The 15,587-nt window shown below is 69.7% G+C and carries 15 protein-coding genes and 1 pseudogene; 7 read left to right on the top strand and 9 right to left on the bottom strand.

What is annotated here, in order from left to right:
- Positions 1-28 precede the first annotated feature (28 nt).
- Positions 29-628 (top strand): TetR/AcrR family transcriptional regulator C-terminal domain-containing protein, encoded by a 600-nt coding sequence (locus G6N45_RS27280; RefSeq protein WP_163727344.1) that lies wholly within the window; start codon positions 29-31, stop codon positions 626-628.
- Here the strand turns inward: G6N45_RS27280 and G6N45_RS27275 are convergent.
- Positions 625-1,386, bottom strand: coding sequence for an SDR family NAD(P)-dependent oxidoreductase (locus G6N45_RS27275; RefSeq protein WP_163727342.1), 762 nt, complete (start codon positions 1,384-1,386; stop codon positions 625-627). The genes G6N45_RS27280 and G6N45_RS27275 overlap by 4 nt on opposite strands.
- Before the next feature lie 13 nt (positions 1,387-1,399).
- Positions 1,400-2,413, bottom strand: a complete 1,014-nt coding sequence (locus G6N45_RS27270) for an acetamidase/formamidase family protein (protein WP_163727339.1) — start codon at positions 2,411-2,413, stop codon at positions 1,400-1,402.
- 60 nt (positions 2,414-2,473) lie between these two features.
- Here G6N45_RS27270 and G6N45_RS27265 point away from each other — a divergent pair, with 60 nt between their 5' ends.
- From G6N45_RS27265 to G6N45_RS27255, 3 genes are all read left to right on the top strand, one after another.
- Entirely contained in the window at positions 2,474-2,845 is a 372-nt protein-coding gene (locus tag G6N45_RS27265; protein WP_163729169.1) for a nitroreductase/quinone reductase family protein, read from the top strand.
- Positions 2,846-2,922: 77 nt separating this feature from the next.
- Positions 2,923-3,339, top strand: coding sequence for a pyridoxamine 5'-phosphate oxidase family protein (locus tag G6N45_RS27260; RefSeq protein ID WP_179965414.1), 417 nt, complete (start codon positions 2,923-2,925; stop codon positions 3,337-3,339).
- A gap of 36 nt (positions 3,340-3,375) precedes the next feature.
- A complete protein-coding gene (locus G6N45_RS27255) occupies positions 3,376-4,221 on the top strand; it encodes a DUF4344 domain-containing metallopeptidase (protein WP_163729166.1) in 846 nt (281 codons plus the stop codon).
- Here the strand turns inward: G6N45_RS27255 and G6N45_RS27250 are convergent.
- The 3 genes and pseudogenes from G6N45_RS27250 to G6N45_RS27240 all read right to left on the bottom strand — a co-directional run bounded on the left by G6N45_RS27250 (position 4,218) and on the right by G6N45_RS27240 (position 7,389).
- Positions 4,218-5,278: pseudogene (locus G6N45_RS27250) on the bottom strand (esterase family protein). The gene G6N45_RS27255 and the pseudogene G6N45_RS27250 overlap by 4 nt on opposite strands.
- 78 nt (positions 5,279-5,356) lie before the next feature.
- Entirely contained in the window at positions 5,357-6,040 is a 684-nt protein-coding gene (locus tag G6N45_RS27245; protein WP_163727333.1) for a phytanoyl-CoA dioxygenase family protein, read from the bottom strand.
- A gap of 113 nt (positions 6,041-6,153) precedes the next feature.
- Positions 6,154-7,389 carry a multidrug effflux MFS transporter gene (locus G6N45_RS27240; protein ID WP_407664258.1) on the bottom strand — a complete coding sequence of 412 codons (1,236 nt, stop codon included), beginning with the start codon at positions 7,387-7,389 and terminating at the stop codon, positions 6,154-6,156.
- A 41-nt stretch (positions 7,390-7,430) separates the two neighbouring features.
- On the opposite strand from G6N45_RS27240, the gene G6N45_RS27235 reads away from it, so the two are divergent.
- Both G6N45_RS27235 and G6N45_RS27230 read left to right on the top strand, forming a co-directional pair.
- Positions 7,431-7,886 carry a MarR family winged helix-turn-helix transcriptional regulator gene (locus G6N45_RS27235; RefSeq protein WP_163727327.1) on the top strand — a complete coding sequence of 152 codons (456 nt, stop codon included), beginning with the start codon at positions 7,431-7,433 and terminating at the stop codon, positions 7,884-7,886.
- On the top strand, positions 7,883-8,770 hold the full coding sequence (locus tag G6N45_RS27230) for an endonuclease/exonuclease/phosphatase family protein (RefSeq protein WP_163727324.1): 888 nt from the start codon (positions 7,883-7,885) through the stop codon (positions 8,768-8,770). The genes G6N45_RS27235 and G6N45_RS27230 overlap by 4 nt, the downstream gene beginning before the upstream one ends.
- Here the strand turns inward: G6N45_RS27230 and G6N45_RS27225 are convergent.
- Both G6N45_RS27225 and G6N45_RS27220 read right to left on the bottom strand, forming a co-directional pair.
- Positions 8,767-9,531, bottom strand: a complete 765-nt coding sequence (locus G6N45_RS27225) for a TspO-related membrane protein (protein ID WP_163727321.1) — start codon at positions 9,529-9,531, stop codon at positions 8,767-8,769. The two genes, G6N45_RS27230 and G6N45_RS27225, sit on opposite strands and share 4 nt — an antisense overlap.
- A gap of 87 nt (positions 9,532-9,618) precedes the next feature.
- A complete protein-coding gene (locus G6N45_RS27220; protein ID WP_246228809.1) occupies positions 9,619-12,147 on the bottom strand; it encodes a glycogen/starch/alpha-glucan phosphorylase in 2,529 nt (842 codons plus the stop codon).
- 111 nt (positions 12,148-12,258) lie between these two features.
- Between G6N45_RS27220 and G6N45_RS27215 the strand changes: the two genes are divergently transcribed.
- Positions 12,259-14,079 (top strand): sensor domain-containing diguanylate cyclase, encoded by a 1,821-nt coding sequence (locus G6N45_RS27215; RefSeq protein WP_163727314.1) that lies wholly within the window; start codon positions 12,259-12,261, stop codon positions 14,077-14,079.
- On the opposite strand, the gene G6N45_RS27210 is transcribed toward G6N45_RS27215, so the two are convergent.
- Both G6N45_RS27210 and G6N45_RS27205 read right to left on the bottom strand, forming a co-directional pair.
- A complete protein-coding gene (locus G6N45_RS27210) occupies positions 14,065-15,087 on the bottom strand; it encodes an NAD(P)/FAD-dependent oxidoreductase (RefSeq protein WP_163727310.1) in 1,023 nt (340 codons plus the stop codon). The two genes, G6N45_RS27215 and G6N45_RS27210, sit on opposite strands and share 15 nt — an antisense overlap.
- The gene (locus G6N45_RS27205) at positions 15,084-15,587 is read right to left on the bottom strand and encodes an isoprenylcysteine carboxyl methyltransferase family protein (RefSeq protein ID WP_163727308.1); all 504 of its coding nucleotides are present in this window, start codon (positions 15,585-15,587) and stop codon (positions 15,084-15,086) included. Before G6N45_RS27205 ends, G6N45_RS27210 begins: the two co-directional genes overlap by 4 nt.

Raw genomic sequence — 15,587 nt, 5'->3', positions numbered from 1 at the left:
ACCGGAGCGCGCAAGAGGGGAGGTTCTCGTGGGCCGACCCCGCACGCCGCTGCTGTCGACCGACCGGATCGCCGAGGCCGCGCTCCACCTGGTGGTGACCACCGGCGGGTTCACGATCGCCGGGCTCGCGCGCACGCTGCGGGTGCAGCCGTCGTCGCTCTACAACCACGTCGCCGGCCGTGACGACGTCGTCGAGTTGCTGCGGGAGCGGGCGATGTCGGAGGTCGAACTCCCGGCCGACGATCCGGCCCGGCCGTGGCGCGACGTCGTCGCCGACATCCTGCGGTCCTACCGGCGCAGCTTCGCGCGCTACCCGCAACTGATCCCGCTGCTGACCGAGTACGCCGTCAACAGCCCGCAGGCGATGACGATGTACAACGCGCTGGCGATCACGCTCAGGCGCGGTGGCTTCGACCCCGCCGACACGCTGCGGGCGATCACGCTGATGGACTCGTTCGTGCTGGGCGCCGCGCTCGACGTCGCCGCCCCCGACCAGCCGTGGCGCGCCAGGCCCGAAGTCGGACCGGAACTGGCCGCGGCACTCGAGACCGGCACGCCCAAACCGCAGCGCGCCGACGACGCGTTCGAGTGGGGTCTGGCGGTGCTGCTGCGCGGACTGGTCGTCTAGAACTGGACGCCGCGGGTCAGAGCGCCGTCGACCACGAGGTTGGCTCCGGTGATGAAACTGGCTGCGGCACTGCTGAGGAACACCACGGCGTTGGCGATCTCCTGCGGGGTGGCCATCCGGCCGGTCGGGTTCAGCGCGAGCGCCTCGGCGAACAACGCGGGGTTCTCCGCCTCGATGGTCGGCCACACCCCGCCGGGGAAGTAGGTGTTGCCGGGGCTGACGGTGTTGGCGCGGACGCCCTGCGCGGCCAGCTTGTGCGCCATGCCCTGCGTGTAGTGGATGATCGCTGCCTTCATCGTTCCGTACGGCCCGGCCGCGAAATCCACCTCGCGGCCCGACACGCTCGAAATCGTCACGATCGAACCGGCTTCCGACGCCAGCAGATGCGGCAGCGCGGCGTCGACCAGTCCGATCGTGCCCATCAGGTCGACCTCGAACGACGTGCGCCAGTTCTCCGCCGACTCCGGGATAGCCAGCGCGCTGACGTTCGCGACCACCCCGTCGAGCCCGCCGAACGCCTCGGCCGTGGCGTGCACCCACGCGGTCAGCGCCGCTGAGTCCGCGACGTCCACCACCGAACCCTTGGCACTCGCGCCGTCGGCTTCCAGTTCCTTCTGCGTCGCGGCGACCGCCTCGGGCGTGCGCGCGCAGTAGGCGACCGTGGCGCCCTCGGCGAGCAGGCCCTCCACGACGGCGCGGCCGATACCGCGGGTTCCGCCAGTGACCACGAAGCGCTTCCCCGTCAGCCCGAGATCCATGCGCGTTCTCCCTCTAGTAGGTGATGGTGCCGAAAGATGCTGCTGCCGAACGCATCTCGGCATGAACGCCACCGAAGGCAGAGGCCGCCGGCAGCAGCCGCTTGTCGATCTTGGTCACCGAACTGTAGTTCGTGTCGACCACGTTGGCGATCGGTGCGAGCGAGATCTGGGTCAGCAGCTGGTAGGCGTCGAGACGGTCGAGGCCGTAGAGCTCACCCAGCCAGGTGATCATCTCGACCTGCGCGGCGCGCCACGCCTCCTCCAGCGGACGGCCCGAACCCACGCACATCAGATGCGTGTCGGTCTCCAGTCGCGGCCACGCCGGACCGCCCCCCTTCACCAGCCCGATGATCGCGGTCACGTTCATCGCGCCCTCGACCGCGGTGCCGCAGGATTCGCCCTCGCCCTGCCGGTAGTGCCCGTCGCCGAGGGAGAACAGCGCGCCGGGCACGTTGACCCGCAGATAACAGGTCGCCCCCGCCGTCATCTCCGGGGTGTCCATGTTGCCGCCGAACACGTCGGGCACCAGCGACGTGCGCACCTCGCGGCGCGCAGGGGCGACGCCGACGGTGCCCAGCATCGGGTTGGCGGGCAGCGCGAGCTCGAAGTCGCTGCCGTGCGCGGAGAACGCCACCGTGTCGGTGGCGGAGTCGTACTCGTAGATGTAGGTCCGCTCCGGCAGCGGATCCTGCAGCGTCGGGCTGACCGGCACACTCGTCAGGCCCCCGAAGAACGGAATCAGCGTGGACGCGCCCCAGGTGCGGGCAGGCGTCAGGTCGACCAGATGGACCACCAGGGTGTCCCCGGGCTCGGCACCTTCGATCCAGAACGGGCCGGTCTGCGGGTTGAGATCCTCGGTGTCCAGCGCCGTGGTCGCGACATCCGCGGCGCTCGTGATGCGACCGCCGTAGGCGTCCTCGGTCCACAGCGTCATCACCGTCGGCGGCGTGATCCGCAGGACGGGAGCCGCGCCGCCGAACGTGTAGGCCATCTGGTCGGTCGTCGGGATGAAGGTGACGTGATCCATGCCCGCCATCCTCGTCCGGCGCGGCGCCTGCCGCCATACCATGAGGACGTGGCCGACCAGATGGGTGAAGAACGCGATTTCAACCAACGCAACATCGACGAGTTCCGCGCCAACGGCGGCAAGGTGGGCGGCCAGTTCGAGGGCTTCCCGCTGCTGCTGTTGACCTCAACCGGCGCCAAGAGCGGCGAGCAACGCATCAACCCGATCGCCTACTTCGACATCGACGGCGCGATCTACGTCGTCGGCTCGGCCGCGGGGCGGGATCGAGACCCGGCCTGGGCGTTCAACATTCGAGCCCACCCGGACGCGGTCGTGGAGATCGGCTCGGATCCGCCGCGGCCCGTGACCGCCCGGGAGTTGCCTCGCGAGGAACGCGACCGGCTGTATCCGAGGATCGTCGAGCAGGCGCCGGGCTTCGGCGACTACGAGTAACGCACCGACCGCGTCATTCCGATCTTCGAGCTGGTGCCCGCGGGAATGTGACCGCCGTCGCAGCCGTTGGCACGACCATGGCGACGATGAACAGCATCGAGAGAGAGAAGTACCTGGCCGACGTGCACGTCGGCGTCGTGGCGGTCGAGCGGCCGGGCAGGGCGCCGCTGGCGGTGCCGATCTGGTACGGCTACCAGCCCGGCGGCGACGTGCTGCTGTGGACCGAGGCGGATTCGGTGAAACACAGGCTGATTCGCGATGCGGGCCGGTTCACGCTGACTGTGCAGGACGAGCAGCCGCCCTACCGTTACGTCAGCGCCGAAGGCGACGTCACCGGTATCGGCCCCGCCGAGGACGCCGAGGTGCGTGCTCTCGCGGTGCGCTATCTCGGCGAGGAGGCCGGTAACCAGTTCACCGACGAGAACCTGACGCAGACCTCAGTCGTCATCCGCATGCGTCCCCAACGGTGGCTGAGCACCGATTACTCGAAGTGACCCCGCGGCACCGGCGAATCTGCGACGGTGTCCACCATGCGTGTGCTGGTGGCGGCGTTGTCGGTGATCGGACTGCTGACGGCAGGTTGCGGGAACGCAGCCCCGTCTGCTGAGTCGTCCACCCCGGTAGCGTCGGCCGCCCCGACGCCCAAGGCGGACAAGGCCGCTGGCGAGCCCAGCGGGTCCATGATCGTCGACTACGAGGATGCGACGACGCCCGAGGCGGTCGCCGGCCGCGACCTGCTGGTGAACAACCAGGTGCTCGAGGACATGGCCGACGACGTCAACCAGACGCTCGCGCTGCCCTACGACGTCCCGCTGCTCGGGGTGCAGTGCGATGAAGCCAACGCCTTCTGGGACCCGACCGCCAAGACCGTCACGATCTGCTACGAGGACGCCGCCAACAGCGAGCGGATCTTCACCGAAGCAGGCGATCCCGATCCGGCGGCCAGCGCGATCAACGCCGAATGGGCGACGTTCTTCCACGAGGTCGGACACATGGCGGTCACCCTGTACGACCTGCCGGTCACCGGGCGGGAGGAGGACGTCGCCGATCAGCTTGCCGCGTACATCCTGTTGACGCCCGGCGACGACGGCAAAGCCGACCCGGAGTCGGTGCAGTCGGTGAAGGACTTCGCGCGGGTGTTCAACGCTTCGGGCGACACCGATGTCACCGACGACGACATGGCCGACGTGCACTCGCTGGACAAGCAGCGCGTCTACAACCTGGAGTGCTGGATCTACGGGTCCGACCCCGAGGCCAACGGCGACCTGGTCACCGACGGTCAGCTGCCCGAGGACCGCGCGGGCGGATGCGCCGACGAGTGGCAGCAGCTCGACAAGGCGTGGTCGACGCTGCTGGACCCGTACTTCCGGAGCTAGCGCGGCGGCGGAGGCGCAGGCGCGGGCGGCGCGGCAGGCGGCGGTGGCGGGTTCCCGGCAGCGGTGGTGGCGGCGGCGGGGGCGGCGGGGGAGCCAGCAGTCGCACGATGTCGGGCTTCATCGCCTGCAGCTGCGCACCCCAGTACCCCCAGCTGTGCGTGCCGTTGGGCGGGAAGTTGAAGATCGCGTTGCGTCCCCCGGCGGCGAGGTACTTGTCGCGGAACTCCTTGTTGGTCGCGATCGTGATCGTCTCCAGAGAGCCGGCGCTGAGGTTGATGCCCAGGTCGGCACCGGTGTCGAGGTCGGACGCAATCCCGTTGCCGCAGTAGATCCACAGCGCGGTGCGGTTGGCGACGAGCCGGTTGATGTTGAGCATCGGATCGGCCCGCAGCCAGGCCGGTGAACCGGACGGACCCCACATGTCGAACGAATCGAACCCGCCGGCGTCCTGCATGGCGATGTCGATGAGCGGCGGCCAGAACTTCTGCGACGGAGCCAGATACCCCGACAGCGACGCCGCGAACTTGTACTGACGCGGATAGTAGGCCGCCATCGTCAACGCGGCACTGCCCGACATGGACAGCCCGACAACGGCGTTGCCGAACGGATCCTGCCCGCGGTTGGCGGCCAGCCATGTCGGCAGCTCGTTGGTCAGAAACGTCTCCCACTTGTAGGTCAGCGTCCCGTTCCGGTTCTTGGCCGGTCGGTACCAGTCGGCGTAGAAGCTCGACTGCCCACCGACAGGCATGATCACCGACACGCCGGACTCGTAGAACCACTCGAACGCGGAGGTGTTGATGTCCCACCCGTTGAAGTCGTCCTGGGCGCGCAACCCGTCGAGCAGTAGCACCGAATGCGGCCCGCCGCCCTGGAATTCGACGCGGATGGTGCGCCCCATCGACGGCGACGGCACATCGAGCTGCTCGATCGGCAACCCTTCGCGGGAGAACGCGTGCGCCTGCGGGTGCGGGCCGACGGTCAGTGCGGTGACGGCGAGCAGCGCGGCGAGGACGACACGTGTGCCGGCGCGACGGAGCCGGCGTCCGAAGGAGGCCACGCGCGCGAACCTATCCGGGGCCCGCGCCGCCGCCTGCGGGCCGCGCGGGCCGGTGACCGGGTTGTTACCGAGCTGTTGTCAGGTGGTGAGCGGATGGGTCAGCAGCACCGGTGCCTGGGACATGAATCGTGGTGTGCTGCCGCGGTGTTCGTCGGCGGCGTGCACGGTGAACGGATGCAGGAGGTACATGTCACCGGGCGCGCCGGTGGCGTGGTGCACTGGCCGCGCCGCGCTGGCCGCCTCGACGAGTGCACCCGCCTGCACGGCGTCCAGCGGCTCGTCGCCGAGGACACGGGCGGTGTCGCGGTGCGATCCGGCCCGGATGCGCGTCGGTGCGTCGTCGATCGTCACCTCCGACAGCAGCGTCAGCACCAGCAGGGTGTGGGGCCGGTTCGTCACGAACCATGTGTCGTCGGAGCCGCCGGGGGTGTTCAGGTCGATGTGCCAGCCGCGGTCGTCGGCCGCCGGTGACACCGGAAAGCGGACTGGGATGTTGCCGAGCGCGCCGCGGGGCATCCAGCCGCCCTGGCCGCAGATCGCGTCGAGTGCTTCGGCCAGTACCGGGCTGCGGGCCAGTTCGCCGAACGGTCCGTCACCGGTCAGGTCGGCGGTCCACACCACGGGTTGCGTCCAGGTCGCGGGATCCTGCGAGACGCCGAGCCGCAGCCAGAGCAGCTCGCGGGCCTCGTCGGCGACGGCGCGCGGTGCGGCCTGCTCGAGCTTGACGTAGCCGTCGGTTTCGAAGGATTCGACATCAACCACGCCGCGAGGGTGGCACAGCGCCGGGATGGGATGCCACGGATTTTCTTGCGCCGAGACTGTATTCAACGCGGCGTTTTCGCGAATTTCGGCGCGCGGAATACAGTTTCGGCGGGTCAGGGGCGGGCGGTGAGGAAGCCGAGGCCGGCCATCGCCGCGGCGGACACCATCACGATGCCCAGCGGTGTCGCGGTGTGCTCCCCGCCCAGACCGACCAGCGGCGACACCACGGCTGCGAGCCCGAACTGCGTGGCACCGAGCAGAGCCGACGCGGTGCCTGCGGCGCGCGGCGCAGCGGACAAGGCCAGCGCAGTCGTGTTGCCGAAGATCAGACCCATGCCGGCGACAGCGAAGAACAGCGGCAGCGCGAGCCAGCCCGCGGTAACGCCGGCGACCGCGAGCGCCAGCACCGCGATGCCGGCCGCCAGGATGACCGCGAGGCCGACGCCGGCCAGCCGGCGCGGCTCGACCCGCGCGGTGAGGCGAGCGCTCGTCGCGCTCATCAGCAGCAGCCCGAAGGCGTTGACGCCGAACATCGCTCCGTACTGCGCCGAAGTGAGGCCCATCATCGTCTGGTAGACGAACGGCGACGCCGAGATGTAGGCCATCATCACCGCGAACGCGAAGCCGAATGCCACCAGATGACCGAGGTAGGCGCGTCGGGTCAGGTCCCGCAGCGGTGAACCCTTTGAGGCCTTCTCGGCGCGCAGCGCGGCGCGACGTTCCCCGGTGTGGGTCTCGCGGATCACGACGAGCGCGGCGACGAGCATGGCGACGACGAGCGCCAGGATCACCGCGAGCGCACCGCGCCAGCCCAGCGGCTGCACCAGGAAGCCACCCGCCAGCGGCGCGGCGATCGGGGCGATGCCGCCGACGATCATCATCAGGCTGAACGCGCGAGCCGCGGCGCGTCCGGTGGCCAGGTCGGAGATGATCGCACGGCCGATCACCATGCCCGCGGCGCCGGTGAGCCCCTGCGCGAGCCGAGCCGTCACCAGCACCTCGATGGTCGGCGCGAGGACGGCGACCACGCTGGCGACGACGCAGATCGCCGCACCGAGCACCAAGGGCTTGACGCGGCCGAAGCGATCAGAGAGCGGCCCGAAGATGAGCTGACCGGCCGCGAGGCCGAGCAGGAACGCGGTCAATGTCAGCTGCACGTTGGTCGGCGAGGTGTGCAGATCGTCGACCATCTGCGGGAACGCGGGCAGGTAGAGGTCGGTGGCGAAGGGTGCGACGGCCGACAGCAGGGCCAGTGTGACGAGCAGCCCGACGGTGATCTGCGGTGCGGTCGCGCGACGCGCCGTCGTGTCAACGGTGGCGGTTATACGAACTCCCAGGTTAGTTATCAACAAATAATTATCAATACATAACTATCAGGTAGGGTGGGATCGTGCAAGCCCGCCCGCCCCGCGCCGAGCAGCTCGCGGACCTCGCCGACGTCGTGATGGCGGTGGCGCGCGCGATCAGGTCGCGGGCCGCCGTCGATGCGGAGGTCGTGGAGCTGTCTGCGACCGAGATCGTCGTGCTGCGCTACCTCGATCACCACCCCGACGTCGCCCCGAGTGCCGTCGCCGACGCGACCGGCCTGCAGCGAAGCAATATGAGTCGGGCACTGCGAAACCTCGAGGCCAAGGGGCTGGTGCGACGGTCGCCCGATCCCGCCGACAGCAGGCAGATCGTGTTGCGCTCGACCCGACGGGCCGCCGACAACCTGGCGCGACTGCGCGCCATCTGGGCGCGGCTGGTCGGTGATGCGCTCGATGCGTCGGGGCAGGAGTACGACATCGCCGCGGCGCTGTCGTTGCTGCGTGCGCTGGAAAGCGGACTCGACGCGGACGCGCGATGAATCTGTTCCGTCGGCGCCGCATGCTCGTCCCCGTGGGCCGCTTCGACGCGGACGCCGGTCGATGGCGGGATCTGGACGACGACGGAATCGCCGCATGTCACCAGCTGACGGTGGCGACGTTCAACATCTGGTTCAACGGGCTTCACCGCGAGCAGCGCTATCGCGCGATCGGCGAGCTGCTCTCCCGGGAAGCCCCCGATGTCATGGTCTTTCAGGAGGTGACCCGTTCAGCGCTCGAGGTGTTCCTGGCGCAACCGTGGATACGGGAGGGCTATCGCCGCGCCGCGGTGGTCGGCGACGACAACTACGGCATGCTCATGCTCTCCCGGCTCCCGGTGCGCCGATGCACCTACACACGGTTGCCCAGCCGCCTGTCGCGTGGGTACCTGGCGGGTGAGTTCACCGTGAACGGACGCGATCTGGTGATCGTGTCCGTCCACCTCGAGAGCGGAAAGAACGCACGACAGCTGCGAGCTCGCCAGATGTCGAGTCTGTGGCGCGCATTCGGCGACGACGGCGATGTCGTGATACTGGGCGACTTCAACATTCGCGACGGCGAGAACGGCGCCCTGGACCCGCGGTATCGGGACGTGTGGCCGCACCTGCGGCCGGACGACCCGGGATTCACCGAGGACACCTCGATCAACCACATGCGGTACGACATGAAGAACAAGCACCGCCAGGTCCGATTCGACCGGGTCCTGGTCAAAGCGCAGGCGTGGAGGGCCGACGACATCCGGCTGCTCGGTCGGGAACCGATCGCGCCGTCGCTGCCGAGGATCTTCCCGTCGGACCACTTCGGCGTGCTGTGTCGCCTGACGGCTCAGCCGGTCGCCCCTGAGCCCACCGACGGTCCCGGACGGCGGCGATGGTTCGCGCGCTAGGACACGCGCCGGCCCCCCGCCGTCGCCGCGGCAACCACCAGCGCGGCCACTGCCGCCGTCACCGCGAGCACCACGCTGTCGCGCCCGGCCGCGCCGACCGTGATCGCCACCAGCGCCCAAAGCACCCCGGTCGCATATCCGACCGTCCCGCGCAGCGTCACCGTCAGCAGCACCGCGAAGCCCGCCGCCGCGACCAGCACCACCCCCTGCCACAGCGCGGCGTCCGGTGACACCCCGGAATCGATCAGCGCGGCTGCGACGTTGGCGAACACCGCGATCGACGACCAGCCGAGATAGAGACCGAACGTGACGGTCGCCAGCGTGGCCAGCCACGGCGGGCAGGACAGATCGCCGCGGCGGCGCACCAGCAGCAGCATGATGTGGACGAGCGCACCGACCATCACCGCGAACACCACCACGGTGATCCACAGCCAGTTCTGCGCGGCCACCGCGAGCCAGACGCTGAACCCGACGAACACCACCGAGGCGTCGATCAGCAGGCTCGTCTCCCACGAGGAGCCCAACCCGAACCGCCACACCGCCAGCGCCGTCGCCGCGCACAGCAGCGTGATCACGCTCCACAGCGCGAACGCGTACCCCGCAGGCGTGATCAACGCTTCGTTGGTGGCGCCGGAGCGCAGGAAGTCACCGGCCAGCGCGCTGACCACCAGCGGCGCGATCAACTGACTCACCGCCAGCACGACGAGCACGCGGCGCCACGGCCGCACCGACGGGGAGTTCGTGGTCGAAGTTGTGGTCACCGAGGGATTCGGAGCGCGCGACCGTCCGGATCGGTGCGATTTCGGCGTGCTTGTCGACGCTGAGCGACGAAAAGCACGCCGAAATCGCTAGAGATCGACCGACATCGGGCCGACGCCCCAGATCTCGTCGCAGTACTCGCGGATCGCGCGGTCGGAGCTGAACTTGCCGCTGCGGGCGGTGTTGCGGATCGACATCCGCGACCACACGTCATCGTCGAGCCACACCCGCGACACCTCGGCCTGGCGGTCGACATAGGAGCGGTAGTCCGCGAGCACCAGGAACGGATCGTGGTGGATCAGGTTGTCGACGACCGGGCGCAGCACCTCGGTGTCGCCGTGGGTGAAGGTGCCCGCCGCGAGCAGTTCGAGCACCGCGGCCAGCTCCGGGTCGCGTTCGACGAAGCTCTGCGGCCGGTACCCGTCGGCCTTGACCGCCTCGACCTGATCCTCGGTCAGCCCGAACAAGAAGAAGTTCTCCGCGCCCGCCTCCTGGCGGATCTCGACGTTCGCACCGTCGAGCGTGCCGATCGTCAGCGCGCCGTTGATCATGAACTTCATGTTCCCGGTGCCCGACGCCTCCTTGCCTGCGGTCGAGATCTGCTCGGACAGGTTGGCGGCCGGATAGACCAAGTGGGCGTTCTTGACGTTGAAGTTCGGCAGGAACACCACCTTCATGTACCGGTTGACGTCGGGGTCGTTGTTGACCGTCGCGCCGACGGCGGTGATGAGCTTGATGATGCGCTTGGCCATGGTGTAGCCCGGTGCGGCCTTGCCGCCGAACAGGAACGCCCGCGGCGGGATCGCCAGCCCCGGGTTGGTCTTGAGCCGGTGGTAGAGCGCCACGATGTGCAGCACCATCAGATGCTGGCGCTTGTACTCGTGGATCCGCTTGACCTGCACGTCGAACATCCACGTCGGGTCGAGCTCGATGCCGGTCGTCGAATGGACGTACTCAGCGAGCCGGGATTTGTTGGCCCGCTTGACCTCCCGCCACCGCGCCCGGAACGCCGGATCGTCGACGAACGACTCCAGTCCGTGCAGCCGCTCCAGGTCGGTCAGCCAGCCGGGGCCGATCGTCTCGTCGAGCAGCTCCCGCAGACCCGGGTTGGACAGCGCCAGGAACCGCCGCGGCGTCACGCCGTTGGTGACGTTGCCGAAGCGCTCCGGCCACAACTCGTAGAAGTCCTTGAGCACACTGGATTTCAGCAACTCCGAGTGCAGTGCGGCGACACCGTTGACGGCGTGGCTGCCGACCGTCGCCAGGTGCGCCATCCGCACGCTCCTGCCGCCCTCCTCGCCGATCAGCGACATCCGCGCGACCCGCGCCTCGTCATCGGGGAAGCGGGCCCGCACCTCGGTGAGGAAGCGCTCGTTGATCTCGTAGATCAGTTCGAGGTGGCGCGGCAGTGCCTCGCCGAGGATGCGCAGCGGCCACGTCTCCAGCGCCTCCGGCAGCAGCGTGTGGTTCGTGTAGCCGAACGTGCGCACGGTGAGGTCCCACGCCTCGTCCCAGCTCAGCTGGTGCTCGTCGATCAGCAGCCGCATCAGCTCGGCCACCGCGATCGACGGGTGGGTGTCGTTGAGCTGGATGGCCCATTTGTCCGGCAGCGCGCTCAGCGGCAGGTGCGCGCGCTGCAGATGGATGTTGAGGATGTCCTGCAGCGAGCACGTCACGAAGAAGTACTGCTGCAGCAGCCGCAGCCGCTTGCCCGCCTCGGGTTCGTCGTTGGGGTAGAGCACCTTCGACACCGTCTCGGAGACGACCTCCTCGTCGACGGCCTTGTAGAAGTCGCCCGTGTTGAACGCGTCGAGTGCGAAGGACTCCACCGCCCGCGCGCTCCACAACGTCAGCGTGTTGCACGTGTTGACGCCGTAGCCCTGTACCGGGGTGTCATAGGAGACGCCCTTGAGCACCCGCTGCGGCACCCAGCGCACCCGCAGCCGGCCCGTCACATCCTGGTACTGCTCGGTGTGCCCGCCCCAGTTCACGAAGTAGTTCGCGTCGGGCTTGTCGATCTCCCACGGGTTACCGTGCACCAGCCAGTTGTCGGTCTTCTCGACCTGCCAGCCCTCGGCGATCTCCTGGGTGAAGATGCCGAACTCGTACCGGATGCCGTACCCGATCGACGGCCGCTCCAGCGTCGCCAGCGAATCCAGATAGCAGGCCGCCAGCCGGCCCAGGCCGCCGTTGCCCAGGCCAGGCTCGCCCTCGCAGTCGAGGATCACGTCGAGGTCCTGACCCAGATCGGCCAGCGCCTGCCGGGCGGCGTCTTCGATACCGAGGTTGAGCAGGTTGTTGCCCAGCTGCGGGCCCATCAGGAACTCCGCGGACAGATAGCAGGTGACCTTCGCCGACAGGTCGAGCCAGTCCTGCGTGGTCGCCATCCAGCGTTTCTGCATGCGGTCCCGGACGGCCAGCGCCAGCGCGCGGTAGTAGTGCTCGGCCTGCAGCACCGCGGGCGGGCGCGCGATCGAGTACACCAGGTGGTCGGACACCGCGGCACCCAGCGCGTCGGCGGTCATGCCGGTCCGGGTCTGCCCGGTCGGGCCGGCCTGGCCGTTGACCTGGGCGGACTGTCCGGACGGGGCCTTCACGAGGTCTGTCACGGGCGTCATTGTGGCGACCCCATGTTTCGGGAATGGGTCGGGGCTGTGAACGAGGAAAATTTCGGCACAGATCGCCACCGGGGATTGCCGACCGGATTATTGACGCGGTTGACTGTCCTGATGACGACCGGCTCGCTCCGCTGGGCGGGGGTGAGGCGCGCGATCCCCCCGCTGCCGCAGCTCCTGGGCTGGACGGCGACGGTCGGTGCGCTGTGCTTCCTGGTTCGCGGGCTGGTGTACCTGGACAGTTGGTCCTACGCGATGGTGTGGCCCGCCGTCGCGCCTCAGCTGGTCGCGCTGCTGATGGCGCCGCGCCGGCAGTGGCCGGTGTACCTGGCCGCGTTCGCGGCCATCCAGATCATCCCGGCCCGGTTCGCGCTCGGGCTCTCCCCTGAGATCGGCGTGCTCTCGACGCTGACCGCCGTGGTGTTCGCCGCGGTGATGCTGCACTCAGACCAGGAGTGGGTGAGCGGCCGGAGCGACTCGCTGCGCAGCTGGCAGCGGTTCCTGTTCTACGGCGTGTTGCTCGCCCCGGTGCTGGCGAGCCCGATCGGTGTCGCCGGGCTGGCGGTCAACGGGGAGGTCGGCACGGAGCCGCGTGCCCTGGCCTTCGCCGCGATGGCCTGGTACCTCACCGAGGCCGTCGGCATCGCGTTCCTGGTCCCGCTGATGCTGCGGTGGCGGCACTACGCCCGCCGGCACACCTGGCGCGAGGTGGCGTGGTTCACCACGATGACCGCGGTCACCGTCGGCCTCTGTGCGGCGTCGGCGACGAAGTCGAGCTTCGTGCTGGTGTTCCTCACCGGGCTGCCTGCGCTGCTGGTGCTGATCCGCTCGGGCATCGCGTCGGCGTTCGCCGAGATGGCGATCGGCTCGGCCCTGGTGCTCGGCAGCACGTTCGCCGGCTACGGCCCGTTCGCGGCGTCGCTCGACGACTCCGGCCAGGCGATGATCTCCGCGCAGGTGTTCGTGCTCGGCGCGTTCACGATGGTGGTGCTGGTCGCCGCCGCACTCGAGGACCGTGAGCGCCTCGTCGCCCTCGACGACGCCAGCCACAAGGCCTACGAACTGATCGCCGAACTCACCGGCGACGTGGTGATCCTCGTCGACGCCGCAGGCAACGTGCTGCACCGCGCCAGCGAGGGACACGAGATCCTCGACATCCCCGACGGCCCCATCACCAAGGAGCGCTGGCTCGACCACGTCCACCCCGACGATCGCGCGGCCCGCGCCGACTTCCCGGCCTCGGATCCCGGGGCGTCTGCACCGTTCCGCGTCCGGCGCACCGACGGGTCGTGGGGCTGGTACGTGCTGCACAGCCGGCGGACCGCCGACGGTCTCACCGCCGCGATCATGCGGGACGTGACGCTGGAACGCCAGGTGCAGGACTCGCTGACCGACATGGCGAACACCGATCCGCTCACCGGGTTGGCCAACCGGCGCGGGCTCGATCAGCGGGCGGCCGAGATCTGGTGCCGGGCAGGCCAGGACGGTGAGCAGGTGACGGCGCTGTTCATCGACATCGACCATTTCAAGTCGTTCAACGATCTCTACGGGCACCAGGCCGGCGACGAATGCCTCCGCCACATCGCCGAGGTGCTGTCGCATCTGGCCGATCCCAGCGTGTGCGTGGCCGCCCGCTACGGCGGAGAGGAGTTCGCGGTCGTGCTGTCGGGCTGCGACGACGCGTCCGGATTCGCCAAAGGGCTGGTGCGGGCGATCCGTTCGCTGGCGATCCCGCACGGCGGCGCCGACGCGGGCACCGTGACGATCAGCGTCGGCGTGGCGACGCTGCGGCCGTGGCGGCTCACCGAAGCGGATCCCGACACCGCGGTGCGCGAGCTGCTCGACCGCGCCGACAAGGCGCTCTATGCCGCGAAATCCGAGGGACGCAACGCGATCTCGATCTACCGCGACGGCGCGGTGCTACTCGGCGAGTAGGTTCACGATGCGGGTGAACACCGGCGGTGCCGCACGGGCGGCGGGCACGATGAGCGGCCGCAGCGGCGATCCGCTCGCCCGCAGGATCCCGGCGGTCATCAGGCGGTAGCGCCGGGTGGTCTGCCGCCAGCGCCGTTCGTAGTCGGCCGGCCGGTCGGCGGCGACGCTGTCGACGAGCGCGCGGGCCGCCGCGAACGACAGCCCGAGTCCCTCCCCGGTCAGCGCGTCGACGTAGCCGGCCGCGTCGCCCACCAGCAGGACACGGCCCGCCACCCGGCGTGCGACCCGCTGCCGCAGCGGTCCCGCCGCTCGGTCGGGTTCGTGCGGGTGGCCGGCGAGCCGGTCGCGCAGCGCTCCGAACGCGGCCAGGTGCTCGTCGAAACCGCCCTGCCGTGAACTCAGGATCGCGACCCCGACGCAGTCGGCGGCGACGGGCGTCACGTACGCCTCCCCGGCCGCCGGGTCCGGAGCCCAGTACACCTCCACACAGTCGGACCACGGTGCGACACCGACGTGCCGGGTGAACCCCCACCGGCGGATCGCCGGGCCGGGGCGGTGCAGGCCCAGGCCGGCGCGGACGGGGGAGTGCAACCCGTCGGCGGCAGCCAGGTAGCGCGCTCGAATTCCGTTGACGCACACGCCGTCGTCGTCCTGGGTGATGGCCCCCACGGTGCCGGTCTCGATGCGCACCCCGGCCGCGGCGGCGGCGTCGAGGAGCGCCCGGTGCAGCGCCGTGCGGCGCACGCCCAGGCCCGGCCCCGACGCGAAGGCGGCGTTGACGGCGCGCCGGCCGTCGAGGTAGGTGATGCCGCGGAACGGGATACCCGCGGGGTGGGCGCCGAGCAGATCCAGTTCGCGCACCGCGTGCGGCATCAGCCCCTCACCGCATGCCTTGTCGAGCGGACCGGGGCGCTTCTCGATCACCACGGTCTGCAGACCGCGGCGCGCGGCGTGGATCGCGGTCGCCAGGCCCGCGGGTCCGCCGCCCGCGACCAGCAGGTCGATCACGGCAGCCGCTCCAAAGCCCGGTCTTCACAGGCGATCCGGGTCCGCAGCAGCGCGGCGTTGAGTGCGGTGAAGACGACCGCGGTGATCCACGCGGAGTGCACCAGCGGCAGCGCGACGCCCTCCACGACGACCGCCACGTAGTTCGGGTGACGCAGGTACCGGTAGGGGCCGGCCGTGACGCGGCCCCCGCCGGGCACGACGACGACCCGGGTGTTCCACTGCGGTCCGAGCGTGGCGATGCACCACCACCGCAGGCCCTGAGCAGCCGCCACGACCGCCAGCATCGGCCACCCCAGCGCGGGCAGGAACTCGCGGTGCGCGGCCTCGACCAGGCAGGCGATCAGCAGCGCGGTGTGCAGCACCACCATCGACGGGTAGTGGCCGGCGCCGAACTCCACGCCGCCACGCTCCCGGCTCCATCGCAGATTACGTTGCGAGACAACCAGTTCGGCGATCCGCTCGGCGGCGACCGCGGCGATCAGCAGCGTATAGGCCAGCAC

Source organism: Mycolicibacterium psychrotolerans, from assembly GCF_010729305.1.
Classification (GTDB): Bacteria; Actinomycetota; Actinomycetes; order Mycobacteriales; family Mycobacteriaceae; genus Mycobacterium; species Mycobacterium psychrotolerans.
The sequence above is the reverse complement of the archived record's forward strand: the minus strand, read 5'-3'. Positions and strand labels throughout refer to the sequence as shown.